Below are 23,945 nucleotides of genomic sequence, written 5' to 3' on the forward strand. Positions count from 1 at the left end.
GGGCGCTGCCGGATCAAAGCTCGCGCAGCACCGGCGCCGCCTTGTGGCCAAGCACCCGCCAGGTGCCGGCAAGGCCGATGCCGACGGTGACGGCGAGCGAGACGAGGATCGTCGCCACCGCAACTTCCGGCATGAAGTGCGACGGCAGCGTCATGATGCGGGCCACCACGAACCATGCCGCGACGCCGCCCGCGGCAAGCGCGAACAGCGCGGTCGCAAGACCGATCAGCACATATTCCAGCGAGAAGGCCGCAATCAGCGTCCTCCTTGTCGCGCCGAGCGTCTTCAGCACCACCGCGTCGTGGATGCGCGCCCGGTTGCCGGCGGCCAAAGCCCCGGAGAGCACCAGCACGGAGGCGATCAGCGCCACGCCGGCTGCGGCGCGGATCGCAGTGCCCAGCTGCGCGACCAGCCGGTTGACGATGTCGAGCGCGTCCTTGACCCTCACCGTCGTCACTGCCGGAAAGGCGCGGGTGACAGCGTTGAGCAGCCGCGCGTCGTCGGCCGTGGTGGCCTTTCTGTCGGTCAGCGTCGCCAGCCAGCCATGCGGCGCGCCGGCGAACGTATTGGGCGAGAAGATCATGACGAAATTGATACCCATGGTTTCCCACTCGACCTGGCGGAAACTGGCTATTCTTGCCGTCACGTTGCGGCCGAGCACGTTGATCGTGACCGTGTCGCCGAGCTTCAGCCCGATCGCTTTGCCTTCCTCGGCCGAGAACGACACCAGCGGCTCGCCGGAATAGTCCTGCGGCCACCATTTGCCTTCGGTCAGCGTAGCGTTTTCCGGCTGCTTTGCGTCATAGGTCAGCCCGCGGTCGCCGCGCAGCACCCAGGCGCCGTCGGCGGGGACCTTCACCTTGTCGACGTCGATGCCGTTGAGCGCCATGATCCGGCCGCGCAGCATCGGCACCTTGACCAGCATCCCTTGCGGCGCTTCCTTTTCGACCAGGCCGGCAAAGGCATCGACATCGCTGCTCTGGATGTCGACGAAGAAGAAGTTCGGCGCCCGCTCCGGCAGGCTGCCGGAGATCTGGCGTCTGAGATTCCCGTCGATTAGCGCCAGCGTCACCAGCAGCGTCAGGCCGAGCCCGAGCGACAGCACCACCGATGGCGTCAGCGCGCCGGGCCGATGGATATTGCCGAGCGCCAGCCTGAGAGAGACCGAGCGCAGCCGCGGGCTTCGCCGGGCCAGCCATTGGACCAGCGCCGCCACCAGCCGCAGCACCAGGAAGGCAAAGACGGTGGCGCCGACGAAGATCGAGGCGATGCGCCGATCGTCGGCGAAAAGGATGGCGAGCGCCGCCAGCGCGAGCACGATCGTCAGCGCGGCGCCGACATAGGGCAGGCGCGGCAGGCCGCGGCTTTCGAACCCCATCTCGCGAAACAGCGCCGTTGCCGGCACGTCGCGGGCGCGGCCGAGCGGCAGCAGCGCGAAGGCCAGCGTCACCAAAAGGCCGAACAGTGCCGCCATCGCAAGCGCGCCGGGATAGAAGCCGCCTTGCGCCGGCACCGGAATGACCGACTGCAGGAGCGCGCTCGCCACGAACGGCATTGCCGCACCCAGGATCAGGCCGAGCACGATGCCGAGCCCGGCAATCAAAAGGATCTGCACGAGATAGATGGCGAAGACGAAGCCGCCGGAGGCGCCGAGGCTCTTGAAGGTGGCGATGACGCCGCGCTTGCCGTCGAGATAGGCGCGGACCGCATTCGCCACGCCGACGCCGCCGACCACAAGCGCCGTCAGCCCGACCAGCGTCAGGAACTGCGAGAAGCGCTGGATGTTGGCGGAAAGCGCCGGTGCTGCGTTGCTGCGCGTGCGAATCGACCAGCCGGCCTGCGGAAAGTCTTTCGCCGCTTCGGCTTGAATGCCTTTGATCCGCGCCTCGCTCGCGCCATCGGGCAGTCGGATCTTATAGGCGTTCTCGACCAGGCTGCCGGGCTGAACCAGCCCTGACGCGACCAGCCCGTCGTGCGAAATCATCAGCCGCGGCGCGAAGCCGAAACCGTCGGAAATCGCGTCGGGTTCGCTGACCAATCGGGCCCTCAGCTCGAACGTTGCGCCGCCAAGCTTCAAGCGGTCGCCGATATGCAGATTGAGGCGATCGAACAAGAGATCGGGCGCGGCGGCGCCGAAGATGCCGGATCTCTCGCCGAACAATTCATTCCTGGGCAGCTGCGGATCGGTCTCCAGCGTGCCGTAAAGCGGATAGGCGTCGTCGACCGCCTTGGCTTCGACCAGCGCCTGGTCGGAGCCGTCCTCGAGCCGCGCCATCGAGCGCATGCCGGAATTCAGCGAGACCGTGCCGAGGCTCTTGATGAAGCCGAGCTCGGCGTCCGAAGCGCTGCGCTGGTTGATCTGGAAGCGCAGGTCGCCGCCGAGCAGCGTCTGGCCCTGGTTGGCGACGCCGGCGGTAATCGCCTGCGCCACCGAATTGACGCCGCCGATCGCCGCGACGCCAAGCGCGATGCAGGCGAGGAAGATCATGAAGCCGGACAGGCCGCCGCGCATCTCGCGCAGCGAGAAGCGGAGGGCCAGCCTCAAAGTCCGCATCAGGCCGGCACCCTAGCCTGTCTTGGCGCGTCCTCGATGCGTCCCGAGCGCATCGACACCTGACGCGAGCAGCGGCCCGCAAGCGCCGGATCATGCGTGACCAGCACCAGCGTCATGCCGCGCTCGGCCGCCTTGGCGAAGAGGAGGTCGGCGATCTGCTTTCCCGTCGCCTGGTCGAGGTTGCCGGTCGGCTCGTCGGCAATGAGGATGCGCGGCGAGGGCGCCAGCGCCCTGGCGATCGCCACGCGCTGCTGCTCGCCGCCCGAAAGCTCTCCCGGATAGTGCGTCACGCGGTCGCTCAAGCCGACCGCCGCGAGTTCCTGCGCGGCCACGCCGAACGGGTCGTTGTGCCCGGCGAGCTCCAGCGGCACCGCGACATTCTCGAGCGCCGTCATGTTGGGGATGAGGTGGAAGGACTGGAAGACAATGCCGATGTTTCGTCCCCGAAACGAAGCAATCTGGTCCTCGCTTTTGCCGTTGAGCAATTCGCCGGCGATCCGCACTGTGCCCGAATCGACCCTTTCCAGCCCGGCCAGAACCATCAGCAAGGTGGACTTGCCGGATCCCGACGGGCCGACGATGCCGGTGGCTTCGCCGGCGGCCACATCGAGGCTGACGCCCTTCAGCACATGGACGGAGGAGGCGCCCTCGCCGAGCGTCAGCGAGACATCCCTCAATGCGATGACGGCTTCTGTCACAATGAATGCGCCCTATATGGTGGAAGAAGGAGGCAAAAAATGTCTCCTTTGCATGAATCGTGTCGGTCATATGGGGCTCGCCGCATGGCTTTCAAACACTCAGCTGCCGCAGCCCTCACTCTTCTCCTGGCGGTTTGCGGCGCTATTTCGCCGGCGCGCGCAGATACGTTCAAGATCGTCGGCTTCGGCGACAGCCTGATGGCGGGGTTCAGCCTTGGTCCCGACGAGGGCTTCACCGATAAATTGCAGGCGGCCTTGAAGGCAAAAGGCCTCGACGTCGCCGTCGGCAATGCCGGCGTTTCCGGCGACACCACAAGCGGCGGCCTCGCGCGGCTCGACTGGTCGGTGCCCGACGGCACCGGGCTCGTCATCCTCGAGCTCGGCGCCAACGACATGCTGCGCGGCGTGTCGCCCGAGATCGCCGAGAAAAATCTCGACGCTATGTTGGCCAAGTTGAAGCAGCGGAACATTCCGGTGCTCCTGGCAGGCATGCTTGCAGCGCCCAATCTGGGCGCCGAGTACCAGAAGGCCTTCGACGCCATCTACCCGAAGCTTGCCGCGAAATACGCCGTTCCGCTCTATCCGTTTTTTCTTGACGGGGTCGCCGGCCACCCGGCCATGCAGCTGGAGGACGGTCTTCATCCCAACCCGAAGGGAATAGACGTCATGGTCAAAGGCATTCTACCGGTCGTGGAAAAAGCCATCGCCGCCAAGGGCGGCGCGTGATGGGACCAAAACGCCACGGTTTCCCCAGGGGAAAGCTTGTGGACAACAAACCGCTTGCCCCGCATGGCTATCGATGATTCGCTAGGGGCGAGAGTTTCGATTCGAGGACAGGAGGCTTCCCATGCCGCGTCTTTTCACCGCCCTCGAAATTCCGCGTGATGCCGCGCTTTCACTCTCGCTGCTCCGGGGCGGCCTGCCCGGAGCCCGCTGGATCGACGTCGAAAACTATCATCTGACGCTGCGCTTCATCGGCGATGTGGAGGGCCATATCGCCGACGACATCGCCAATGCGCTCGATCGCGTCAACCGTCCCTCCTTCCCCCTGGCGCTCTCCGGCGTGGGCGCTTTCGGCGGCAAGAAGCCGCACGCCGTATGGGCCGGCGTGTCCGCCTCGCCGGACCTGGTGGCGCTGCAGGGCGAGATCGACCGCATCTGCCAGCGGCTCGGCCTGCCGGCCGATCCGCGCAAATTCTCGCCGCATGTGACGCTCGCGCGCCTGCGCAATTCGAGCCCGGCGGACGTCGCGCAATATCTGTCGGCGCGCGGCAACTTTTCCACGCTGCCCTTCCGGGTCGGCCGCTTCGTCTTGATGTCGTCGCGCGATTCGGTCGGCGGCGGCCCCTACATCGTCGAGGAAGCCTGGCCGCTGGTTGGCGCCGATCCGCTCGCTTCCACCCGCTTCGCCAGCGCCTCCGACGCCTCGCGGATCATGCGGTAGACCGAAACGAAGGCCTGCTGGTCTTCGTAGTAAGGGTCCGGCACATCGCGCGCATTTCCGCTGGCAAACTCCAGGAAGAGATGGATGCGGTCGCGCGTGGCCTGCGGCGCTAACGCCTTCAGATCGCGCACATTTGTCCGGTCCATGCCGAGAATCAGGTCGAAGCGCGAGAAATCGTCCAGCGCTATCCTGCGCGCCTTTTGCGCGGAAATGTTGATGCCGTGCCTTGTGGCAACCGCGATCGAACGCGGATCGGGCGCGGAGCCGACCTCCCAGCCGCTGGTCGCGGCCGAATCGAGCAGGATGTCCCGACCTTCCCCGCGCTCGGCCCACACGGCGCGGAAGACGCCTTCGGCCAAGGGCGAGCGGCAGATGTTGCCGAGGCAGACGAACAGAATGGATTTTATGGGCTTTGCGCTCATCGATCCGGCGCTATGGTTGGAATACCTCCGAATAGCACGGGAACCCGACATGACCAGGGAAAAACTTAACAAGGAAGCGATCACCGCAGCGCTGGCGGAACTCGAAGGCTGGTCGCTGGCGGCCGACGGCGCCTCCATCAAGCGCAGCTTCGGCTTCAAGAACTTCTCCGAGGCCTTCGCCTTCATGACCCGCGTGGCGCTGGCCGCCGAGAAGATGGACCACCACCCCGATTGGTCGAACGTCTACAAGACCGTCGTCGTCACGCTGAACACGCATGACGCCGGCGGCGTCACGGCGCTCGACATCGAACTGGCGAAGCGGATGAACCGCTATTTCGGCTGACGACTGCCGATAAGTCCGATTCCGATTTGCCGGGCTGGCAACGGTGGAGACCTTGCAGGGGGGTGCCGCTTTCACCACATCTCCCGCGGTGGCCGCAACGCAAGCTGGCGCGTGGCCGAGGAGAGATTGATGGCGCAGGAATCCCGTTTCGATTTCTTTGGCTTCGGCGACAGGCTCGCCGGCGAAGGCGAGGTGCGCGAGAAGTTCTGGCGCACGGCCAAGAAGGCTGCCCGGCAGATCCCGTTCATGGAAGAGGTGGTCGCCGCCTACTATTGTGCCATGGACAAGGACACGCCGCTGCGCACCAAGGGTACCCTGCTTGCCGCGCTCGGCTATTTCGTGCTGCCGGTGGATTTCATCCCCGACTTCGTGCTCGGTCTCGGGTTCACCGATGACCTTGCCGTGCTCACCGCGGCAATCACCGCCGTCAGCGCCCATATCACCCCGGCGCACCGGCAGGCCGCCAGGGACGCCCTCGCCGACAAAGGTTGATCCTGGCTGACTTTTCGCCACAACGAAACCGCGAAACCGCCCGCGCGAAAAGACAAACTCTTGCCGCTTTCGTGCCCTCCAAGTTCGCGCCGGGACATCGCGACCGCCGCGTGGAAGCGGCGGCGCGAATGGCGGCGGTTTCCTGGGGTGAGTTCCTTTTGTTGGGAAAAATTCACCGTTTGGTAACCCTGATTAAATCAAAATGAAGCGACGGCAGGACGCCATGCGGCCCGCCTCCGCACCATTTCGGAATACGGGAAGAACGATGCGCGGATTGATTGCTACAGTTTCCAGCCTGGTCCTGGCGGCCGCCTTCGCGGCGCCGGCGCTGGCGCAGCAGGCGACCAAGATCGGCCAGCACAACGCCTGGGGCACCTACAGCTATCAGTCGGCAGGCGGCAAGGTCTGCTATGTGCTGACGGTGCCGACCGACAAGCAGCCGCCAAAGCTCGACCATGGCGACATGTTCTTCTTCGTCAGCCAACGGCCCGGGCAGCAGGTGTCCTATGAGCCGCAGTTCATCGCCGGCTACAACTTCCAGGAAGGCTCCAAGGCCACCGTCACCATCGACAAGAAGTCCTTCTCGATGTTCACCCGCGGCAAGTCGGCCTGGGTCGAGAACGCCGCTGAAGAGCCGGTGCTGATCGCCGCCATGAAGACGGGCACCGACATGAAGGTGCAGGCGAAGTCCGGTCGCGGCAACCCGACTTCCTACGTCTTTTCTCTGAAGGGCATCTCGGCCGCGTTGGCGTCGATCGCCAAGTGCAAATAGGCTGAGGCTCCCTTGGCGGAGGATAGCAATATCGAAGTCCGTGTTCCGCAAATGCGGCCAGGGACAAGCGACTAAGGCGACAGCGCCAAGCTCGCCATTCAGCCTTGCTGCTCGACGGCCCTGCGCCGCCTGATCGCCTCGGCGATGAACACGCGTGACAGCGCGTGATAGAGCGGCTCGTTGGAAATCAGCCGCGCCGTGCCGTAGCCCAGCATCGCCGCGCACATCAGCGCGATGACGTTGTCGTGGTTGCCGGTCATTTCGAGGATGATGACGAAGGCCGTCATCGGCGCCTGCACGACGCCGGCGAAATAGCCGGCCATGCCGAGCAGCGCGGCGAGGCCTGTGCCGGCGCCGAACGCCAGGCCAAGCGTGCTGCCGAGGCCGGCGCCCACCGCCAGCGACGGCGCGAAGATGCCGCCCGGAATGCCCGACACCATCGACAGCACGCCGGCCGCGAATTTTTCCAGGAAGAAGAACGCCGGTAGCGGCGCGCCTTCGACGGCGCCGCGGGCCTGAGCGTAGCCGGTTCCGAAGGTAAGGCCGCCCGAGACGAGACCGATCGCGGCAACCGCCAGGCCGCAGATGCCTGCCACGAGCAGCGCGCGCCACAATGGCTGCAGGCCATTCCAGCGTCGGACACGTCGCGTGATCTTCAGCGCCAACAGCGAAAACAGCGCGCCGAAGCCGCCGCCGATGACGCCGCAGGCAATCACCAGCGGCCAGTCGGTGGCTAAGGCCACCGTGTCCCTGGCGACGCCGAAATAGGTGTAGTTGCCGAGCAGGCCGAGCGAGGCGAGACCGGCGAGGATCACTGCCGTCAGCACCAGCCCGTTGGTGCGCGACTCATAGGCGCGACCCATCTCCTCGATGGCGAAGACGATGCCGGCGAGCGGCGTGTTGAAGGCGGCGGCGACGCCGGCAGCCGAGCCGGCCAGGATCAGGCCGCGCGCCTGCGCCATGCCGCCCCAGCGCGCCGCCTGAAGCATGAATGAGGCGCCGACCTGCACCGTCGGGCCCTCGCGGCCGATCGAACCGCCGCAGGCGAGACCGATGACGGTAAGCGCAACCTTGCCCGCTGCCAGGCGCAGCGAAAGAAGGTGGCCGCGATCCTCGTCATCGCGCAGGTGACGGGCGGCGATCGCCTGCGGAATGCCGCTGCCTTGCGATCCCGGAAAGAAGGAATGGGCAAGCCAGGCGCAAATCACGAAGCCGGCGGGCGTCATGACCAGCGGCAGATAAAAGCGCCAGCTGCCGCTATCGCCGCCGGTGACGACGTGGAACAGCGCCTGCGCCCGGTCGGCCAGCATGGCGAACAGCACGCTGATCAACCCGATCGAGATGGCGCCGGCCCAGAACACAAGGCGCGGCTGCCAGACGCGGCGCGACGCCCACATAGCTTGCGAGCGCCGCAGCATCGGGTATCTACGCCATATGCCGGCCATGCCTGTCCTCTGGGTGATGACCCGCCCCTAGCACACTGAGAGGGAGGATCAAGCCTGCGAGGCAGGTCAGGTCGAGGCGAGCGACGAAAATCGGAGATCGAGGAGCCAGGGCAGGACCGCGGTTTGGATATCCCGCCGGCCTGCGCCGGCGGGCAGCAGGGTTGGCGAGTCCGACCACTCTCACATCGCCATCTTTTCACATTCGGCCTGGGCCTTCTTGGTCGACGTATCGATCATGTAGGCTTTGCCTTTGGCGTCGGTGATTATCATCATGCAATGCTTGATCGGCTTCGCCATCTTCATCATTTCGGCGCTCATCTTGGCGTCAGGCATCATGGTGCCCATATGGCCGTCGGGCATGATCGCCGTCACTTGCCCGCCCTTCATCATGGTCATCGTGCCCATCGTATCCTCGGCAAACGCCTGCGAGGCAAAAAGGCTTGCGAGACCGGTGACGGCAACAAGCTTGATCGAATGCATTCCGCATACTCCCATTTCTGCAAGGGCATAGTCGCCCCTTTCAGGTTCGCGGGTGCGCTTCGAGCTGTTACGCCAACACGAATATGTGATCTCAGCCGAGGCGGGAATAGCGACACCGGCCGCCTCTGCCGCCGACATGACTCCGGCCGCAAGCTGTGCTATGCGCGCGTTTCATTTCAGGCACGATGCTGAAATCGGCCGCAAACCGCTTATATTGGCGCAACCATGACCCTTTCATTCGATCTGACCGCCGAAGGCGCCCGCGACGCCTTGCGCGCCCACGCCACGCCGGCCGAAAAGCCGTCGCTGATCGGCCTGACGCGCGCCGAGCTTGGCGCCGCTCTGGTTGAGGCCGGCATCGTGCCGGAGCGCCAGGCGAAGATGCGCGCCCAGCAGCTCTGGCACTGGATGTATGTGCGCGGGGTCTCCGACTTCGCCCATATGTTCAACATCTCCAAGGATCTGCGCGCCGAGCTCGACAAGCATTTCACCGTCGCGCGGCCCGAGATCGTCGAGGAGCAGATCTCTTCCGACGGCACGCGCAAATGGCTGTTTCGCTTTCCGCCGCGCGGCGCCGGCCGTCCGGTCGAGATCGAGACCGTTTATATTCCGGAGGAAGGCCGCGGCACGCTCTGCATCTCCTCGCAGGTCGGCTGCACGCTGACCTGCTCCTTCTGCCACACCGGCACGCAGAAGCTGGTGCGCAACCTGACGACGGAAGAGATCCTGGCGCAGCTGCTTACCGCGCGCGACCGGCTCGGGGACTTCCCCGACCGCGGCACGCCGGACGGCGCCATCGTGCCGGCCGAGGGCCGCAAGGTATCCAACATCGTCATGATGGGCATGGGCGAGCCGCTCTACAATTTCGAGGCGGTGAAGAAGGCGCTGCTGATCGCTTCCGACGGCGACGGACTTTCCCTGTCGAAAAGACGCATAACGCTGTCGACCTCGGGCGTCGTGCCGGAGATTGCCCGCACCGGCAAGGAGATCGGCGTTATGCTGGCGATCTCGCTGCATGCCACCAATGACGACCTGCGCGACCTGCTGGTGCCGATCAACAAGAAGTATCCGCTGAAGGAGCTGATCGCTGCCTGCCGCGCCTATCCGGGTCTCTCCAACGCCCGCCGCATCACCTTCGAATATGTGATGCTGAAGGACGTCAACGATTCCCTCGAGGACGCCAAGGCGCTGGTCAAGCTGCTCAAGGGCATTCCGGCCAAGATAAACCTGATCCCGTTCAACCCGTGGCCCGGCACCAACTATCAGTGCTCGGACTGGGAGACGATCGAGAGGTTCGCCGACTACATCAACAATGCCGGCTACGCCTCGCCGATCCGCACCCCCCGCGGCCGCGACATCCTCGCCGCCTGCGGCCAGCTCAAGTCGGAATCGGAACGCATGCGCAAGGTCGACCGGCTGGCGCTTGAAGCGATGATGATCGCGGGGCACGGCGAGGCGTGAGGCGTATCATCGCCTATCTCGTCCGCTTCGCCGCCATCCTGATCGGCTATGTGATCGCCTCGCTGGCGGCGAGCGCCTTTCTCAACGTGCTGTTCCTCGGCTATTTCGGCTATGCGCCGGAGCCCGGACATCAGACGATCGCGCCCGCGCTCTATTTTTCGGTGCCTTTCCTGGCATTGTTCGTCGCCTATTTCGGCTTCATGCCGGCAGCGATCGTCATCCTGATCGCGGAAGTGCTCGGCCGCCGCGACTGGCTGTTCTATGCGCTGGGCGGCGCCGTCATCGCCGTCGTCTTCCTCGGCTTCGCGCACAACGTCGGCGACGGCGATTTCGATGTCGCCGACAACAATGTCAGGCTCGCGCTGATCGGCAGCGGCATGGTCGGCGGCATCTTCTATTGGCTCTCCGCCGGCCGATCTGCCGGCAGTTGGCGCCGCGAGCCGTTGCCGGAGCCCTGAGCTCGGCGCGGGCTCTACTTCGCCTGTGCCGTCAGGATCTTGAGCGCGAAGGCCGAGAACACGCCGCCGAACAGATAGTCGACCACACGCGTGACGCGCGGGCTCGCCTTCATCGCCGCCGAGAACTTTTCCGCCGCCAGCACCATGGGCGCCGTCACCGGGATCGACAGCACGATGAACATCATGCCGAGGAAGAACAGTTTCGCCGAGGCGTTCAGATCGTGCGCGGAGACGAATTGCGGCAGGAAGGTCATGAAGAACAGGATGATCTTCGGGTTGAGCAGGTTGACGCCGAGCCCGGCCGCCCAACTGCGGAACAAGGAGACTTGCGGTCCGGTTCTCTTTTCCGGCGAGAAGGCCGAGCCCTTGGCGATCGCCTGCCAGGCCAGGAACACCAGATAGCCGGCGCCGAAGATCTTCAAGGCGAAGAAGGCCATCGGCGAGGCGACGATCAGCGCCGAGATGCCGACCACCACCAGTGTGGTATGGATCAGCGTGCCGCAGAGCGCGCCGGCCATCGAGGCGAAGCCGGTGGCGCGGCCCTGGCTCAGCGTGCGCGAGACGAACAGCGTCATGTCCGGCCCCGGCGTGATCGCCAGGATGACGGTGGCGATGGCGAACTGGATGAGCGTCGAAGTGTCGGGAATGAAGGACATGGGTCGCCTTGGGGGTCGCCTCGGACTGGATCGCACTGCCTATAGCGCGGCGTTTTTTCCCTCGCCAGCCCCTGCCGGAGCAAACATCTGGCCCAGCCTGTGCCATGGCGAGGCGCAGCTTCGTCTCTTGCGCCGCCCGGAAAGGCCGTGATACCTCGCCCGCGAAGCTCTTTCCCGCGGAACCGCCAAAAATGTCCAAGACCAAGAACGTCAAGAAAGTCGTGCTCGCCTATTCCGGCGGCCTCGACACCTCCATCATCCTGAAGTGGCTGCAGACCGAGCTCGGCGCCGAAGTCGTCACCTTCACCGCCGATCTCGGCCAGGGCGGCGAGCTGGAGCCGGCGCGCCGCAAGGCCGAGATGATGGGCATCAAGGACATCCGCATCGTCGACGTGCGCGAGGAATTCGTTTCGGACTTCGTCTTCCCGATGTTCCGCGCCAACGCCGTCTATGAGGGTACATATCTGCTCGGCACTTCGATCGCCCGGCCGCTGATCTCCAAGCACCTGGTCGAGATCGCCAAAGAAACAGGTGCCGACGCCATCGCCCATGGCGCCACCGGCAAGGGCAACGACCAGGTCCGCTTCGAATTGTCGGCTTACGCGCTGAACCCCGACATCAAGGTCATCGCGCCGTGGCGCGACTGGTCGTTCAAGTCGCGCACCGATCTCATCAACTTCGCCGAGCAGCATCAGATCCCGGTGCCGAAGGACAAGCGCGGCGATGCGCCGTTCTCGGTCGACGCCAACCTTTTGCATTCCTCCTCGGAAGGCAAGGTGCTCGAGGATCCGTGGAGCGAGCCGCCGGAATTCGTCCACCAGCGCACCGTCTCGCCGATGGACGCGCCGGACGTCGTCACCGAGATCGAGATCGAGTTCCTGAAGGGCGATCCGGTCGCGCTCAACGGCAAGAAGCTGTCGCCGGCTGCCATGCTGGCGGCGCTCAACGACCTCGGCCGCGACAACGGCATCGGCCGCCTGGACCTTGTCGAAAACCGCTTCGTCGGCATGAAGTCGCGCGGCGTCTACGAGACCCCCGGCGGCACCATCCTGATCGCCGCCCACCGGGCGATCGAATCGATCACGCTCGACCGCGGTGCCGCGCACCTCAAGGACGAGTTCATGCCGCGCTATGCCGAGCTGATCTACAACGGCTTCTGGTTCTCGCCCGAGCGCGTGATGCTGCAGGCAATGATCGACAAGAGCCAGGAAGACGTCGAAGGCGCGGTGCGGCTGAAGCTCTACAAGGGCAATGTCATGGTCACCGGCCGCAGGTCGAAGAAGACGCTCTATTCCGATGCGCTGGTCACCTTCGAGGACGACCGCGGCGCCTACGACCAGAAGGACGCCGCCGGCTTCATCCGTCTCAATGCGCTGCGGTTGCGGACGCTGGCGGCAAGGAACCGCGAAGGCTGATATCCGAACGTCGAAAGTTGAGATAAGCGGGAAAACCCGGCGGAGACGCCGGGTTTTATTTCGCGTATCTAATCTAAGAAAAGTTCAGACCACTTCAGAGAAATTATCGTTTGACCTTTCCGCCGCTCCAATTAAGTTCCCAGCGGGATGCGGGGGTTTCAACAGTGAAAAGTAGTATTTCTCTTCTGGTCGCGACGGCGTCGACCTTGATGACGTGCGGGTCCTCGCAAGCAGCCACGAAGCAGGCGTCTGCGGCTAATTTGGACGGGTGCATCTCGGCTGTCCATTTATGGAGCATCACGTTCAAGCACGAAATCGCCTCCTTCATGGGCGTCTCGCAGGAGCGCATGCCTGCCTTGTTCTGCCAGCGCATAGCCGAGGGGATACGCAGCGGCCGCATCAGCTACTCCGACATAAACAGGCTGCAGCTCGACCAACCGACCGAAATCTGGTTGGTCATCAAGGGCAAGTCCAAGGCGGCTGCTGCGGCCACAACGGCGCCGCGGAACTCTAAATTCCGTACCTGCTCAAATGTTATCACCGGCTCCTTCGAGGTTGCCGCTTCCGAGAAATGCCCCTTAGGCGGCAGCTACTCGCAAGCTGCCGGAGTCCCGACGGTGATCGAGGACAGGCCAAAGGCGGCTCCTTCAGCGCCGCGGAACCCCAAATTCCGTACCTGCAACGGCACTACCGGTACCTTCCAGATTCCCGTTTCCCGGAAATGTCCATTGAGCGGCTACGCGAACGATTGAGAGTTAGGTGATGAGATCGAACCTGGTCGTTCCGGGTGGTTGGGTTTTGATCCTTGCTCCGTAACAAAAAGCCCGGCGCAGGCCGGGCTTCTCGTTGGAATGGAGATATTGCATCAGTTGGCGTCGATCGCCTCGGCGATGCGGGCGATGGCCTGCTGGTAGACGCTTGCCGAATTCCAGCCGGCGATGGCGCCCATATTCGCCTCATATCCCGCGCCGGCCTGCCAGCCATGGGCTTTGAGGAAGTTGGCGGTGGAAGCCAGCGCGGTGTTCCTGTCGCGCAGATTTCCGTTGCCGACGCCATACTTCAGAACATTTCCGGGCAGGAACTGCGTATGGCCGATCTCGCCATGCATGGCGCCGACCGAGGAGGCGGTCAGCGCGCCGCGATCGACCAGCTTCAGGGCGGCGATGGCATGGGGGGTGAAATAGTCCGGGCGGCGGCAATCATAGGCCAGCGTCAGAATGGCGGAGACCGTGTTCTGGTTGCCCATCGACGCGCCGAAGCCAGTCTCCATGCCCCAGATCGCAAGCAGGACGCCCGGCGGCACGCCGTAAGTCTGTTCGATCCTGTCGAACATCGCCGCGTTCTGCTTCTTCAACGCACGGCCCTTGGAAATAATCGCGGCCCCGCCACGACGCTGCATGAACGCTTCCACCGAGCCGCTGAAAGCCTTGTGGATCGCGCGGTCGGCAGCGATCGTCCTTGTCGCGTAAGTCGCGCCGGCCAACGCGGACAGACCCCTCTGGCCCACGCCCTCGGCTTGTGCTTCCGCGGCAAACTGCTGTTTCCATGCGTCGAAGCCGGCGCCGTTCTTGCCGCAGCTGGCCGCGGCCTGCGCGCCTGTCGCCAGCCCGAAAGCCGCCACAACGGCGGCCATGAAAATCCTTCCCTTGGCAAAAAATGCCATATCGTTCTCCTGGTTGCCTGAATCACGTCCCGGCTGCAAATCTGCCAGTGAAGCGCCCGGTTGTCACCGCCCGCGCGGGCTGCGCGGCGCTTGAAGCTGGCGAATGCCGGGGAATTTGCCCACGATCAAGCATAAATTATGGCGCAAGGATTTATTGTGTGTGTCTTTTGGGAAGACGTCGATGTTGTGATCATTGGCGCAGGCTCGCCTATGCGGCTGCCCAATCCGACCGTTCCGAAGCGCGCGCCACACTGTTGCAGGCGGTGGCGGAGAAGATCTTCTTCGCCGGCGAGCATGTCGCCGGACCGCTCATCCAGACTTGTGGCGGTGCGACATTGTCAGGCGAAAGCGTGGCCAGGCGGGGCGTCGCCCTGCTCGCGACGAAATAGAAACGGAACGACGGCCGGCGACGGGCGTTTGGGCGTTGCCCAACTTCGTTGACCTTTTTCCCGCGGTTCGACGACCGATGAAGCTGTTCGACTGCCCTCATTGCGGCCACCGTCTCTATTTCGAGAACGCGCAATGCCTGAACTGTTCAAGCCTGGTGCTTTACGATCCGGAGCGGGCGTGTTTCGTGCTTTCCGGCGGCGACGCCGTTCCATGCGGAAATGCCGACGAGTGTGCCTGCAACTGGCGGGCCGAGCCGGGCAGGATTTTCTGCCGCGCTTGCGCGCTCAACCAATTGATCCCCGACCTTTCGGTGGAGGGCAACCGCCGGCGCTGGATCCGCGTCGAGGCGGCCAAGAAACGCGCCGTCTATTCGCTGCTCGCCTTCGGCTTGCCGGTGGCGCCCAAGGCCGGACCGCAGGACGAGGCCGGGCTCGCTTTCGACTTCCTCGCCGATCCGATCGGCGGCGGACCAGGCGGCGAGCGCATCCTGACCGGCCACGACAACGGCAGGATCACCCTCAACGTCGCCGAGGCCGATTCCGCCGAGCGCGAGCGGCGGCGCGTCGAAATGGGCGAGAACTACCGCACCTTGCTCGGCCACTTCCGCCACGAGCTCGGCCATTATTACTGGGACCGGCTGATCCGCGACGATCCCGAGCGGCTTTCAGGCTTTCGCGCTCTGTTCGGTAACGAGCGGGTCGACTACGAGCAAGCGCTGAAGGCCCACTACGCCAAGGGCGCGCCGCCGGACTGGGAGCAGCGCCACATCTCGGCCTATGCGGCGTCCCACCCCTGGGAAGACTGGGCCGAGACCTGGGCGCACCACCTGCACATCACAGACACGCTTGAGATGGTGCATGCGCTGAATTTTCCGCTCGGCCGGCTGGAGACGGTGGAAGCCAACGACCTGCCGCCTGGCGATACAGGGGGACATCCGCTGCGGGAGCCCGCCGAACCCAATCCGGCGCCGGAACCGTTCGAAAGGATCCTCGCCCGCTGGCTGGTGCTGTCGGAGGCCTCCAATTCGATCAACCGCTGCATGGGTCTGCCCGACCTTTATCCCTTCGTCATTTCGGAGGTGACGGCGCAAAAACTGGCCTTCGTTCACCAGCTTTTGACCGACCTGCCCAAAACAAATGGAACAATTCGTGAGCAGGCGACGGCACTTTAGCCGGAACGCATAAGGTTCTGGTTCGTTTTCGAGCCCGAGGGAGCGTTGAGAACGGAGAGAAATCATGAAAAGTGTATTGTTTCCGGCACTTGCCGGTGCGCTGCTTGCCATGTCGGGCGCGGCGCTTGCCGACACGCCCGTCTCGGCAGTGACGGATCTGAATGTCCGCGCCGGCCCCGGCCCGCAATATCCCGTTATCGGCGTGCTGGCTGCCGGCCAGTCGGCGACGCTCAGAGGCTGCATCGAAGGCAGCAAATGGTGCACCATCGCCGAAGCCGGCGGCAAAGGTTGGGTCTATTCCGACTATGTGACTGCCGAATTCGGCGGCAGCCGTGTTGTGGTGACACGCCGGCCGGCCGATGCCGGCATTGCCGTCGTGGCTCCGCCGACCGATGATATCTACACCACTGACACCTACACCGGCGCCATCGTTTCCGGCGACGACGCCATCGAGCCGATCGCCAGGCCGCCGGCCGAGGTCGGCACCTATGTCACCACGCACCGGGTCGAACCGGTCTATCTCGAGGGCGAAGTGGTGACCGGCGCGGTGCTGCCCGACACGGTCGAGCTGCGCGAGATCCCGGATTACAACTACCGCTATGTCTATGTGAATAACCAGCCGGCGCTGGTTGATCCGGGCACGCGGCGCATCGTCTATGTGATGCGCTGATCCAGGGTATTCGAAAGGCGGCCGCCGGGAAACGGGCGGCCGCCTTTCGAAGAATGTCAAGGTTGGGTCAGGCTACCTGCAGCTGCTCGACAGCCGCCGATTTCGACCTGCAGCCTCGATTTCAGGGTTCACTCCGCTCGTCGCTCCGTCTTGGCACGAGGAAGCGGGGTGGCTCCGTCAAACGCTTCACGCCCTTGGATGCGCCTGGTCGTAAATGTCGAGCAGCCTTGCCGTGTCGACGCCGGTATAGATCTGGGTGGTCGACAGGCTGGCATGGCCGAGCAGTTCCTGGATGGTGCGCAGGTCGCCGCCACGGCCGAGCAGATGCGTGGCGAAGGAATGGCGCAAGGCATGCGGCGTCGCGGTTTCCGGCAGGTTGAGGGCCGAGCGCAGCTTCGCCATCTCGCGCTGGACGATGGCCGGATTGAGCGGGCCGCCGCGAGCGCCGCGGAACAGCAGCTCTTCCGGATCGATGTGGAAGGGACACAGCCGCTGGTATTCGGCGACCGCCCTGAGCGCCACCGGCAGCACCGGCACCAGCCTTGTCTTGCCGCCCTTGCCGGTGATGCGCAGGACCGTGTCGGCCTCGGTGGCGAGATCGGCCCCGGTCAGGCCCAGCGCTTCCGAGATGCGCAGCCCGGAGCCGTAGAGCAGCGTCAGCACGGCGGCGTTGCGGGCGGCGATCCAGGGTTCTTCCGCCAGTTGGCCCTCGACAGTCACGACCTGCTTGGCATCGCTCGCCGTCAGCGGTTTCGGCAGCGATTTCGGCTGACGCGGCGCGCGCAGAGCGGCCGCACCCGCCGCGTTGACGAGGCCGCGCTTTTCGAGAAAGCGCAGCAGCGAACGGACGCCGGCCAGGCCGCGGCCGAGCGTGCGGGCGCCGGCGCCGCCGTTGCGGCGCGCGGCGAGGAAGCCGCGCAGGTCGGCCGGCCGCAGGTCGGCGATATCGGAGATGCCTGGCGGGCCGCCGCAATGCCCGGTCAGGAAATGCAGGAACTGGCGCGTGTCGCGCTCATAGGCTTCGACCGTTTCGGGCGACAGCCGGCGCTCGCGCGCCAGCATCTTGAGCCAGCTCTCGCGCGCCGCCTGGAGGTCGGGTTTTGCCGGGATGAGGAATTCCTGCATGCCGGCATTTTCGGGCAGTCAGGTTAGGAAGCGGTGAAGAGCCGATCATTGAAATGGCGGCTTCAGAGGGTTAGAGCAGGGCAAAGGAAGTGATGCCGATGTCGAAGCTCGAGAACCCTGTACAGATGGCCGTGATCGGCGCCGCGCACGGCATCAAGGGCGAGTTGCGGGTGAAAACCTTCACCGGCGATCCGCTGGCGCTGGCCGACTACGGGCCGCTGCATGCCAAGGATGGCCGAGCCTTCCAGATCCTCGACATCCGGCCGGCCGGCACGGTCGTGGTGGTGCGCTTCAAGGGCGTCAGCGACCGCAACACGGCCGAGGCGCTTGCCGGCACGGAGCTGTTCGTCGACCGTTCGGTGCTGCCGGACGACGGCGAGGAGGACGAGTTCTACCATGCCGACCTCATCGGCCTTGAGGTGAGGGACGATACCGGCGTCATCGGCAGGGTCGTCGCCGTGCATAATTTCGGCGGCGGCGACATACTCGACGTCACGCTCGCGGGCCGCAAGGGTGTGCTGATCCCGTTCACGCAAGCCGCGGTGCCGCATGTGTCGATCGCCGACGGCTTCGTTCAGGTCGATCCCCTGGCGGCGGGGCTGGTCGAGGACGAGGATAGCGAAGCCGCCGGGCGGCCCGGTTTCGACCCGAAGGGCCGGCCGCGCGGACCGAAGGACGCCGGGGGCAACCGGTGAGCTTTGCCGCCTCGGTGCTGACGCTCTATCCGGAGATGTTTCCGGGTGCGCTTGGGCTTTCGCTCGCCGGCCGGGCGCTGGAAGCCGGCACCTGGTCGCTGGAAGCGATCCAGATCCGCGATTTCGCCACCGACCGGCATCGCACCGTCGACGATACGCCGGCCGGCGGCGGCGCCGGCATGGTGATGCGCGCCGACGTGCTGGCCAGGGCGATCGACCACGTTTCGCCGCAGGGCGATGAACGTCCAAGGTTGCTGATGAGCCCGCGTGGAAAACCGCTGACGCAGGCCCGGGTGCGCGAGCTCGCCGCCGGGCCGGGTGCCGTCATCCTGTGCGGCCGGTTCGAGGGCGTCGACCAGCGGCTGATCGAGGCGCGCGGTCTGGAGGAAGTCTCGATCGGCGATTTCATCCTGTCGGGCGGCGAGCCGGCGGCACTGGTGCTGCTCGATGCGGTGGTGCGGCTGCTGCCGGGGGTGATGGGCAACGCCGTCTCGGGCGAGGAAGAAAGCTTTGAGAACGGCCTGCTCGAGCATCCGCATTACACGCGGCCGCAGGAGTTCGAGGGCAGGCAAATCCCCGAAGTGCTGACCTCCGGCAATCACAAGAAGATCGCCGCGTGGCGTCGCGCCGAGGCTGAGAAGCTGACGCGGGAGCGCCGGCCCGATCTGCTGGCCGGTGCTCAGCCCTTGGTAAAGTAATAAAAGGCCAGAAACAGGCCGACGGCGACGACGAAGCCGCGCACGACACCTTGCGGCACGCGCCTGGCGATCCACACCCCGGCATAGCCGCCCAGCGCCCCGCCGGGGATCATGACGATCGCCTGCGGCCAGGCGACGACGCCGCCCGAAACGAAAACCAGGATGGCGATCGCCGCGATGACCACCGCCAGCATGTTCTTCAACGCATTGAGCTTGTGGTAGTCGCCGGTCTGCGTCAGGCCGAGGGTGGCAAGCATCATCACGCCCATTCCGGCGCCGAAGAAACCGCCATAGACCGAGGTCAGGAATTGCGCCAGCGATCCGGCGAGCGAGCCGAGCGAGGCCTGGTGCTCCGGTCCGGCCGCCGGCTTCAGCCACGGACCGGCCGCGAACAGGGCGGTCGCGGCGATCAGCAGCCAGGGCACAAGCGCGCGGAAGGACGTGTTGGAGAGCGCCAGCAGAATGAGCGAACCGGCCAGCGCGCCAAAGCCGGATATCACGCAGAGCACAAGCGCCTGGCGCCAGAAATGCCTGATGTCGTCGAGATAGGCGAGCGTCGAGGTGATGTAGCCCGGAAACTGTGTCACCGAGGACGTTGCGTTGGCAACGATCGGCGGCAGGCCGACCAGCGTCAAGGCACCGAAGGTGACGAAAGTGCCGCCGCCGGCGACGGCGTTCACCGCGCCCGAGACAAAGCCCGCGAAGAAGAGCAGGACGGCATCGAAGAATGTCATCGAGGGAGGCCTGGGAAATAGCTTTCTCCGACTTAGAAAGCTTGCATGGCGCGCGCAACCCGGCAAGGCGGCAATATGATGGGGCCATAGTTTTCAAAAATTAGGCGTCAAAGGCGTGACAAAGCGCCGAAATAGCTGTATGTCGCCGCCCGAACCGGAAGAACGATCTTCCGGACCCGTCAACAAATGGCGGTGTAGCCGTCCCTGTCCGATGCCCCCGATTTGAATGTCTGGGCAAAGGACATAGCCGAGCGGTCATTGGAACTGCAAGGCAAGTCGAGGACGCTCTGGCTGTCGGAAGAACAAGAAGTGGATATTTGAGATGGATCTCATCCGTCAGCTCGAGGCCGAGCAGGCCGCCAAGATCGAAGCCAAGCGCAAGCTGCCCGAATTCCAGCCTGGCGACACCGTGCGCGTCCAGGTGCGCGTCACCGAAGGCAGCCGCACCCGCGTCCAGGCCTATGAGGGCGTCGTCATCGCCCGTTCCGGCTCCGGCTTCCAGGAGAATTTCACCGTCCGCAAGATTTCCTACGGCGAAGGCGTGGAGCGCGTGTTCCCGGTCTACTCGCCGATGGTCGAAGGCGTCGAGATCGTGCGCCGTGGCAAGGTGCGCCGCGCCAAGCTCTATTACCTGCGCGACCGTCGCGGCAAGTCGGCCCGCATTTCGGAAAACACCGGCGTGCGCGCCCGCAAGCTGAACGATGAAGAGCGTGATGCGCTGAACGCCGAACGCGCCCGCATCGAGGCCGAGAAGGTCGCCGCCGCCGAGGCTCTGGCTGCGGAGAAAGCCGCGCAGGACGCCGCCGAGAAGAAGGCTGCCGAGTCCGCGTCGGCCGAATAAGGCGCTTCCGCAGATCGTTTTGGAAAGGCGGCTTCGGTCGCCTTTTTCGTTTGGCGGTAGGCAACGTCGTCATCGCAGGGCGCGGCACGGGCGCAACTCCGTCGCGGAGACCCTGGATCCCTCGCTCGTAGGGGCCGCCGCGATGCCGCCGACGAGTGCAGGGTGCTGGTCGAGCCGACAGCCAACGGCCAGGCGCTGCGGTCGAACATGAAGGATGTGCAGGCGGCGCTTGCCTGCAGCATGCGCCGGAACGCGCCGAGCTGAAAGCCCTGCATGGCACGCTGACCCGGCTGGTCGTCAGGTTGCGCGAAGCGGTTGCGGATTGCGCGGAATCAGTCCGTCGCAGGCTGGATTCGGGAAGCGTGCCGATCAGAGCATGGGAATCCGCTTTGGCGCTCATCGGTGCAGCGGATCGGCTTGCAAGGCGCTTGCGGAAAGCTAAAGTCGGCGCCGGTTTTTCTCTTGGGGCGAGCGTAGCGCCGCCAGTCACGTTCGGGAGTTCGTCATGATCAAGTCGAAACTGCTGCTGGCCGGCCTATTGGCCTGCCTTCTCGCGCCCGCTGCGGCGCTCGCCGACACGCTGCCCGATCTCGGCGGCAGAAAGGTCGTGGTGGTGACCGAAAACGCTTACCCGCCGCTGCAGTTCATCGACAAGAAGACCGGCAAGCAGATCGGCTGGGAATATGACGCGATGGATGAGATCGCCAAGCGGCTGAATTTCAAGGTTGAGTACCAGAACACCTCCTGGGACGCGATGATCCAGGCCGTTTCCGACAACCAGTACAATATCGGCATGACCGGCATCACCATCAAGGACGAGCGCAAGGCGAAGGTCGACTTCTCGGACCCTTACATGCGATCGGAACAGTTCATGCTGGTGCGCGGCGACGAGAGCCGCTTCACCGACGCCAAGAGCTTTGCCGCCTTCAAGGACGGGCTGATCGGCGCGCAAGCCGGCACGACGCCCTTCTACACCGCCGTCTACAGCGTGCTCGACGGCAATGAGCAGAACCCGCGCATAAAATTGTTCGAGACCTTCGGCGCCAGCGTGCAGGCGCTGAAGTCCGGCGATGTCGACGTGGTGCTGACCGACGGCACCGCCGGCAAGGGCTATGTCGACGCCTCCGAGGGCAAGCTGAAGCTGATCGGCGGGCCGCTCGGCAGTGAGGATTTCGGCTTCATCTTCCCCAAGGGCTCCGACCTGGTGAAGCCGGTCAACGCCGCGATCGCCGCGCTCAAGGCCGATGGCACGCTCGATGCGCTGAACAAGAAGTGGTTCCTCGACTACAAGATGGGGCAGTAGGCTCCTTTGCTGCGAATGATCGGCGACGGCGGCGGGCGGAAAACCGCGAAAGTCTCATTCCTTCCCACCCCCTCTGTCCTACCGGACATCTCCCCCGCAAGGGGGAGATTGGCTGTCGCCTTCGCTTTCGCAAATCGCCGACGTTGCAAGAAGAGCGCCGGCGACAAAGCTGCTGATCTTCCGTCCTGCGGGGGAGATGCCCGGCAGCGCAGAGGGGGCTGTGCCGGAACGCGACCTTCGCAACGATGCTGGCGGCACGTCCTGATGACCGCCACGACGTCCACCGCCAAATCCGAATTCCCCTGGTGGCTGGCCGCAGCGGCCGTTCTGGCGCTCGCCGCGGCGCTGGCCATCGCCGCCAGCGACCTTTACGCCGAGGTCTTCGCCACCGTCGCCAAGGGCATCGGCATCACCGTCTTCGTCACCGTGGTCGGCTTCGCGCTGGCCTCGGCGCTTGGACTCGGCATCGCGCTGATGGCCTTGTCGGGGTCGCAATGGCTGCGCCAGATCGCGCGCTTCTATGTCGAGATCATCCGCGGCGTGCCGATCCTGGTGCTGCTGTTCTGGATCGCTTTTGCCGGGGCGCCGGCATTCGTCGCGGCGTGGAACGCGCTGACGGCGCCGCTGCAGAGCGCCGGCTGGATCGGCGAGCTCCTGGTGCGCGACATCTCGCTTCTGTGGCGCGCCATCATGGCTCTGACCATCGGCTATTCGGCCTTCATCTCGGAAGTGTTCCGGGCCGGCATCCTGTCGGTCGAGAAGGGTCAGATCGAGGCGGCAAAGGCGCTCGGGCTGACGCGCGTGCAGCGCTTCCGGCTGATTGTCTTTCCGCAGGCGATCCGCACCATCCTGCCGCCGCTCGGCAACGATTTCGTCGCCATGGTCAAGGACTCCTCGCTGGTCTCGGTGCTGGGCGTTGCCGACATCACGCAGATCGGCAAGGTCTATGCCGCCGGCTCGTTCCGCTTCTTCGAGACCTATTCGATCGTCGCCTATATCTATCTGATCTTGACGGTCGGCCTGTCGCTGGCGCTGCGGGCGCTCGAGAAACGGCTGCGACGGCAGCATGAGCAATAGCCCCCGGGCCAAGAGCGCGCTACGCTTCCTGGGTTAGTAACGTCCAGGAGCTGACCCATGAATTTCGACAAGGCCAATGCGGCGCTGGATTCCGTCTATTCGGCCGAGACGCCGGAGGCGCTTGCCAAGGCCTATGCCGAATGGGCGGCGACCTATGACGGCGAGACCGCCTCGCTCGGCTATCTGCTGCCCTTCCTTATCACCGCCTGGGTGGCGCGGCATGTGCCGGCGGGCGAAGGCCCGCTGCTCGACGCCGGCTGCGGCACCGGCCTGTCCGGGCCGTCATTGAAAGCGCTGGGCTATGGCGACATCTGCGGTCTCGACCTTTCAGACGACATGCTGAAGATCGCAGGCAGCCGCAATGCCTATGGCGAGCTGAAGAAGGCGATGCTCGGCGGTCCGCTGCCCTGGCCCGACAGTCATTTCCGCGCCTTCTTCTCGACCGGCGTCTTCACCATCGGCCACGCGCCGGCCGAGGGCCTGCACGAACTCGTGCGCATCACGAAGAGCGGCGGCCACGCCATCTTCACAGTGCGCGACCAGGTTTTTGAGAGCGGTGGCTTCCAGGCGGTGTTCGACGATCTCAGGCAGGCAAGGAAATGGCGGCTGGCCGAGGAAAGTCCGTGGTTTCGCTGCTATGCGATCGGCGACCCGGACGCGCTGGTGAAGACTTTCGTATTCGAGGTGCTGTGAGCGCGGCTTCCCCTTCTCCCACAAGGGGAGAAGGCAAAGCTACCGCAATTGCCGAAAAGCCAAAACGTTGATATGAGCAGCGCCATGGAAGAGCTTTTCAGCGATCCGGCCTATAAGGGTTTCGTGCTGCAGGACAGGAAGCGCCTGCCGTCGCGATTTGCCGCGCGCGTCTGCGGCGCGCTCACCAGCCGACTTAGCTGAGGCGACCGATCCGGTCGCTTCGCCGGTCGGAAGCCCCGGCGCCA

Annotated in this window: 27 protein-coding genes; 18 read left to right on the forward strand and 9 right to left on the reverse strand. The window is 64.8% G+C overall.

The window, feature by feature from the left end; all coding sequences use genetic code 11:
- Window positions 1-13: 13 nt before the first annotated feature.
- Both EJ078_RS15695 and EJ078_RS15700 read right to left on the reverse strand, forming a co-directional pair.
- Window positions 14-2,554 (reverse strand): ABC transporter permease, encoded by a 2,541-nt coding sequence (locus tag EJ078_RS15695; RefSeq protein ID WP_127403555.1) that lies wholly within the window; start codon window positions 2,552-2,554, stop codon window positions 14-16.
- Window positions 2,554-3,252, reverse strand: a complete 699-nt coding sequence (locus EJ078_RS15700; RefSeq protein ID WP_067323692.1) for an ABC transporter ATP-binding protein — start codon at window positions 3,250-3,252, stop codon at window positions 2,554-2,556. The genes EJ078_RS15695 and EJ078_RS15700 overlap by 1 nt, the downstream gene beginning before the upstream one ends.
- A gap of 84 nt (window positions 3,253-3,336) precedes the next feature.
- Here EJ078_RS15700 and EJ078_RS15705 point away from each other — a divergent pair, with 84 nt between their 5' ends.
- Both EJ078_RS15705 and thpR read left to right on the forward strand, forming a co-directional pair.
- Window positions 3,337-3,978, forward strand: a complete 642-nt coding sequence (locus EJ078_RS15705; RefSeq protein ID WP_095799624.1) for an arylesterase — start codon at window positions 3,337-3,339, stop codon at window positions 3,976-3,978.
- A gap of 121 nt (window positions 3,979-4,099) precedes the next feature.
- On the forward strand, window positions 4,100-4,696 hold the full coding sequence (gene thpR / locus EJ078_RS15710) for an RNA 2',3'-cyclic phosphodiesterase (protein ID WP_127403554.1): 597 nt from the start codon (window positions 4,100-4,102) through the stop codon (window positions 4,694-4,696).
- Here the strand turns inward: thpR and EJ078_RS15715 are convergent.
- Window positions 4,600-5,118 carry a low molecular weight protein-tyrosine-phosphatase gene (locus EJ078_RS15715; RefSeq protein WP_127403553.1) on the reverse strand — a complete coding sequence of 173 codons (519 nt, stop codon included), beginning with the start codon at window positions 5,116-5,118 and terminating at the stop codon, window positions 4,600-4,602. The two genes, thpR and EJ078_RS15715, sit on opposite strands and share 97 nt — an antisense overlap.
- A gap of 49 nt (window positions 5,119-5,167) precedes the next feature.
- Here EJ078_RS15715 and EJ078_RS15720 point away from each other — a divergent pair, with 49 nt between their 5' ends.
- The 4 genes from EJ078_RS15720 (at window position 5,168) to EJ078_RS15735 (ending at window position 6,725) form a co-directional block, all read left to right on the forward strand.
- Window positions 5,168-5,461 (forward strand): 4a-hydroxytetrahydrobiopterin dehydratase, encoded by a 294-nt coding sequence (locus EJ078_RS15720; RefSeq protein WP_127214557.1) that lies wholly within the window; start codon window positions 5,168-5,170, stop codon window positions 5,459-5,461.
- 129 nt (window positions 5,462-5,590) lie between these two features.
- Window positions 5,591-5,953 (forward strand): YkvA family protein, encoded by a 363-nt coding sequence (locus EJ078_RS15725; RefSeq protein ID WP_066991933.1) that lies wholly within the window; start codon window positions 5,591-5,593, stop codon window positions 5,951-5,953.
- Entirely contained in the window at window positions 5,950-6,159 is a 210-nt protein-coding gene (locus EJ078_RS15730) for a hypothetical protein (protein WP_127214559.1), read from the forward strand. The genes EJ078_RS15725 and EJ078_RS15730 overlap by 4 nt, the downstream gene beginning before the upstream one ends.
- A 59-nt stretch (window positions 6,160-6,218) precedes the next feature.
- Entirely contained in the window at window positions 6,219-6,725 is a 507-nt protein-coding gene (locus EJ078_RS15735; protein WP_066991787.1) for an invasion associated locus B family protein, read from the forward strand.
- A 98-nt stretch (window positions 6,726-6,823) separates the two neighbouring features.
- On the opposite strand, the gene EJ078_RS15740 is transcribed toward EJ078_RS15735, so the two are convergent.
- Both EJ078_RS15740 and EJ078_RS15745 read right to left on the reverse strand, forming a co-directional pair.
- Window positions 6,824-8,170 (reverse strand): chloride channel protein, encoded by a 1,347-nt coding sequence (locus tag EJ078_RS15740; protein ID WP_127214561.1) that lies wholly within the window; start codon window positions 8,168-8,170, stop codon window positions 6,824-6,826.
- Window positions 8,171-8,350: 180 nt separating this feature from the next.
- The gene (locus EJ078_RS15745) at window positions 8,351-8,788 is read right to left on the reverse strand and encodes a hypothetical protein (protein WP_245458845.1); all 438 of its coding nucleotides are present in this window, start codon (window positions 8,786-8,788) and stop codon (window positions 8,351-8,353) included.
- A gap of 87 nt (window positions 8,789-8,875) precedes the next feature.
- On the opposite strand from EJ078_RS15745, the gene rlmN reads away from it, so the two are divergent.
- Both rlmN and EJ078_RS15755 read left to right on the forward strand, forming a co-directional pair.
- The gene (rlmN, locus tag EJ078_RS15750; protein WP_127214565.1) at window positions 8,876-10,111 is read left to right on the forward strand and encodes a 23S rRNA (adenine(2503)-C(2))-methyltransferase RlmN; all 1,236 of its coding nucleotides are present in this window, start codon (window positions 8,876-8,878) and stop codon (window positions 10,109-10,111) included.
- The gene (locus EJ078_RS15755) at window positions 10,108-10,569 is read left to right on the forward strand and encodes a hypothetical protein (RefSeq protein ID WP_127403552.1); all 462 of its coding nucleotides are present in this window, start codon (window positions 10,108-10,110) and stop codon (window positions 10,567-10,569) included. The genes rlmN and EJ078_RS15755 overlap by 4 nt, the downstream gene beginning before the upstream one ends.
- 14 nt (window positions 10,570-10,583) lie before the next feature.
- On the opposite strand, the gene EJ078_RS15760 is transcribed toward EJ078_RS15755, so the two are convergent.
- Window positions 10,584-11,225 (reverse strand): LysE family translocator, encoded by a 642-nt coding sequence (locus EJ078_RS15760; protein WP_127403551.1) that lies wholly within the window; start codon window positions 11,223-11,225, stop codon window positions 10,584-10,586.
- 191 nt (window positions 11,226-11,416) lie between these two features.
- Between EJ078_RS15760 and EJ078_RS15765 the strand changes: the two genes are divergently transcribed.
- Entirely contained in the window at window positions 11,417-12,640 is a 1,224-nt protein-coding gene (locus EJ078_RS15765) for an argininosuccinate synthase (RefSeq protein WP_127403550.1), read from the forward strand.
- Window positions 12,641-12,804: 164 nt separating this feature from the next.
- Entirely contained in the window at window positions 12,805-13,392 is a 588-nt protein-coding gene (locus tag EJ078_RS15770) for a hypothetical protein (protein WP_208720733.1), read from the forward strand.
- Window positions 13,393-13,505: 113 nt separating this feature from the next.
- On the opposite strand, the gene EJ078_RS15775 is transcribed toward EJ078_RS15770, so the two are convergent.
- On the reverse strand, window positions 13,506-14,303 hold the full coding sequence (locus EJ078_RS15775; RefSeq protein WP_066991813.1) for a lytic transglycosylase domain-containing protein: 798 nt from the start codon (window positions 14,301-14,303) through the stop codon (window positions 13,506-13,508).
- Between the two features lie 466 nt (window positions 14,304-14,769).
- Here EJ078_RS15775 and EJ078_RS15780 point away from each other — a divergent pair, with 466 nt between their 5' ends.
- Both EJ078_RS15780 and EJ078_RS15785 read left to right on the forward strand, forming a co-directional pair.
- A complete protein-coding gene (locus EJ078_RS15780; RefSeq protein WP_127214575.1) occupies window positions 14,770-15,864 on the forward strand; it encodes a putative zinc-binding metallopeptidase in 1,095 nt (364 codons plus the stop codon).
- A gap of 64 nt (window positions 15,865-15,928) precedes the next feature.
- Window positions 15,929-16,534, forward strand: coding sequence for a DUF1236 domain-containing protein (locus EJ078_RS15785; protein WP_127403549.1), 606 nt, complete (start codon window positions 15,929-15,931; stop codon window positions 16,532-16,534).
- Between the two features lie 186 nt (window positions 16,535-16,720).
- Here the strand turns inward: EJ078_RS15785 and EJ078_RS15790 are convergent, their stop codons facing one another.
- Window positions 16,721-17,659 carry a tyrosine recombinase XerC gene (locus EJ078_RS15790; RefSeq protein ID WP_127403548.1) on the reverse strand — a complete coding sequence of 313 codons (939 nt, stop codon included), beginning with the start codon at window positions 17,657-17,659 and terminating at the stop codon, window positions 16,721-16,723.
- Between the two features lie 98 nt (window positions 17,660-17,757).
- Between EJ078_RS15790 and rimM the strand changes: the two genes are divergently transcribed.
- Both rimM and trmD read left to right on the forward strand, forming a co-directional pair.
- A complete protein-coding gene (gene rimM, locus EJ078_RS15795; protein WP_066991935.1) occupies window positions 17,758-18,354 on the forward strand; it encodes a ribosome maturation factor RimM in 597 nt (198 codons plus the stop codon).
- Entirely contained in the window at window positions 18,351-19,052 is a 702-nt protein-coding gene (trmD, locus tag EJ078_RS15800; RefSeq protein WP_127403547.1) for a tRNA (guanosine(37)-N1)-methyltransferase TrmD, read from the forward strand. The genes rimM and trmD overlap by 4 nt, the downstream gene beginning before the upstream one ends.
- On the opposite strand, the gene EJ078_RS15805 is transcribed toward trmD, so the two are convergent.
- Window positions 19,034-19,786: a sulfite exporter TauE/SafE family protein gene (locus EJ078_RS15805; protein ID WP_127403546.1), complete on the reverse strand. Its 753-nt coding sequence runs from the start codon at window positions 19,784-19,786 to the stop codon at window positions 19,034-19,036. The two genes, trmD and EJ078_RS15805, sit on opposite strands and share 19 nt — an antisense overlap.
- A 322-nt stretch (window positions 19,787-20,108) precedes the next feature.
- Here EJ078_RS15805 and rplS point away from each other — a divergent pair, with 322 nt between their 5' ends.
- The 4 genes from rplS (at window position 20,109) to EJ078_RS15825 (ending at window position 23,700) form a co-directional block, all read left to right on the forward strand.
- Window positions 20,109-20,627, forward strand: a complete 519-nt coding sequence (gene rplS, locus EJ078_RS15810; protein WP_040974610.1) for a 50S ribosomal protein L19 — start codon at window positions 20,109-20,111, stop codon at window positions 20,625-20,627.
- A 505-nt stretch (window positions 20,628-21,132) separates the two neighbouring features.
- A complete protein-coding gene (locus EJ078_RS15815) occupies window positions 21,133-21,930 on the forward strand; it encodes a transporter substrate-binding domain-containing protein (protein WP_095782807.1) in 798 nt (265 codons plus the stop codon).
- Window positions 21,931-22,194: 264 nt separating this feature from the next.
- Window positions 22,195-23,007 carry an amino acid ABC transporter permease gene (locus EJ078_RS15820; RefSeq protein WP_095799636.1) on the forward strand — a complete coding sequence of 271 codons (813 nt, stop codon included), beginning with the start codon at window positions 22,195-22,197 and terminating at the stop codon, window positions 23,005-23,007.
- A gap of 57 nt (window positions 23,008-23,064) precedes the next feature.
- The gene (locus tag EJ078_RS15825) at window positions 23,065-23,700 is read left to right on the forward strand and encodes a class I SAM-dependent methyltransferase (protein ID WP_127214587.1); all 636 of its coding nucleotides are present in this window, start codon (window positions 23,065-23,067) and stop codon (window positions 23,698-23,700) included.
- Window positions 23,701-23,945: the final 245 nt, after the last annotated feature.

The organism is Mesorhizobium sp. M1A.F.Ca.IN.022.06.1.1, from assembly GCF_003952605.1.
Classification (GTDB): Bacteria; Pseudomonadota; Alphaproteobacteria; order Rhizobiales; family Rhizobiaceae; genus Mesorhizobium.

Bases quoted from the DNA above. Each gene is read 5' to 3' on its own strand.
- EJ078_RS15765 (WP_127403550.1), top strand. From the start codon at position 11,417: ATGTCCAAGACCAAGAACGTCAAGAAAGTCGTGCTCGCCTATTCCGGC.
- EJ078_RS15725 (WP_066991933.1), top strand. From the start codon at position 5,591: ATGGCGCAGGAATCCCGTTTCGATTTCTTTGGCTTCGGCGACAGGCTC.
- EJ078_RS15760 (WP_127403551.1), bottom strand. From the start codon at position 11,225: ATGTCCTTCATTCCCGACACTTCGACGCTCATCCAGTTCGCCATCGCC.
- EJ078_RS15720 (WP_127214557.1), top strand. From the start codon at position 5,168: ATGACCAGGGAAAAACTTAACAAGGAAGCGATCACCGCAGCGCTGGCG.
- rlmN (WP_127214565.1), top strand. From the start codon at position 8,876: ATGACCCTTTCATTCGATCTGACCGCCGAAGGCGCCCGCGACGCCTTG.
- EJ078_RS15740 (WP_127214561.1), bottom strand. From the start codon at position 8,170: ATGGCCGGCATATGGCGTAGATACCCGATGCTGCGGCGCTCGCAAGCT.
- EJ078_RS15695 (WP_127403555.1), bottom strand. From the start codon at position 2,554: ATGCGGACTTTGAGGCTGGCCCTCCGCTTCTCGCTGCGCGAGATGCGC.
- EJ078_RS15705 (WP_095799624.1), top strand. From the start codon at position 3,337: ATGGCTTTCAAACACTCAGCTGCCGCAGCCCTCACTCTTCTCCTGGCG.
- rimM (WP_066991935.1), top strand. From the start codon at position 17,758: ATGTCGAAGCTCGAGAACCCTGTACAGATGGCCGTGATCGGCGCCGCG.
- EJ078_RS15790 (WP_127403548.1), bottom strand. From the start codon at position 17,659: ATGCAGGAATTCCTCATCCCGGCAAAACCCGACCTCCAGGCGGCGCGC.
- EJ078_RS15805 (WP_127403546.1), bottom strand. From the start codon at position 19,786: ATGACATTCTTCGATGCCGTCCTGCTCTTCTTCGCGGGCTTTGTCTCG.
- EJ078_RS15735 (WP_066991787.1), top strand. From the start codon at position 6,219: ATGCGCGGATTGATTGCTACAGTTTCCAGCCTGGTCCTGGCGGCCGCC.
- EJ078_RS15785 (WP_127403549.1), top strand. From the start codon at position 15,929: ATGAAAAGTGTATTGTTTCCGGCACTTGCCGGTGCGCTGCTTGCCATG.
- EJ078_RS15775 (WP_066991813.1), bottom strand. From the start codon at position 14,303: ATGGCATTTTTTGCCAAGGGAAGGATTTTCATGGCCGCCGTTGTGGCG.
- EJ078_RS15815 (WP_095782807.1), top strand. From the start codon at position 21,133: ATGATCAAGTCGAAACTGCTGCTGGCCGGCCTATTGGCCTGCCTTCTC.
- thpR (WP_127403554.1), top strand. From the start codon at position 4,100: ATGCCGCGTCTTTTCACCGCCCTCGAAATTCCGCGTGATGCCGCGCTT.
- rplS (WP_040974610.1), top strand. From the start codon at position 20,109: ATGGATCTCATCCGTCAGCTCGAGGCCGAGCAGGCCGCCAAGATCGAA.
- EJ078_RS15745 (WP_245458845.1), bottom strand. From the start codon at position 8,788: ATGTCGGCGGCAGAGGCGGCCGGTGTCGCTATTCCCGCCTCGGCTGAG.
- EJ078_RS15820 (WP_095799636.1), top strand. From the start codon at position 22,195: ATGACCGCCACGACGTCCACCGCCAAATCCGAATTCCCCTGGTGGCTG.
- EJ078_RS15825 (WP_127214587.1), top strand. From the start codon at position 23,065: ATGAATTTCGACAAGGCCAATGCGGCGCTGGATTCCGTCTATTCGGCC.
- EJ078_RS15715 (WP_127403553.1), bottom strand. From the start codon at position 5,118: ATGAGCGCAAAGCCCATAAAATCCATTCTGTTCGTCTGCCTCGGCAAC.
- EJ078_RS15780 (WP_127214575.1), top strand. From the start codon at position 14,770: ATGAAGCTGTTCGACTGCCCTCATTGCGGCCACCGTCTCTATTTCGAG.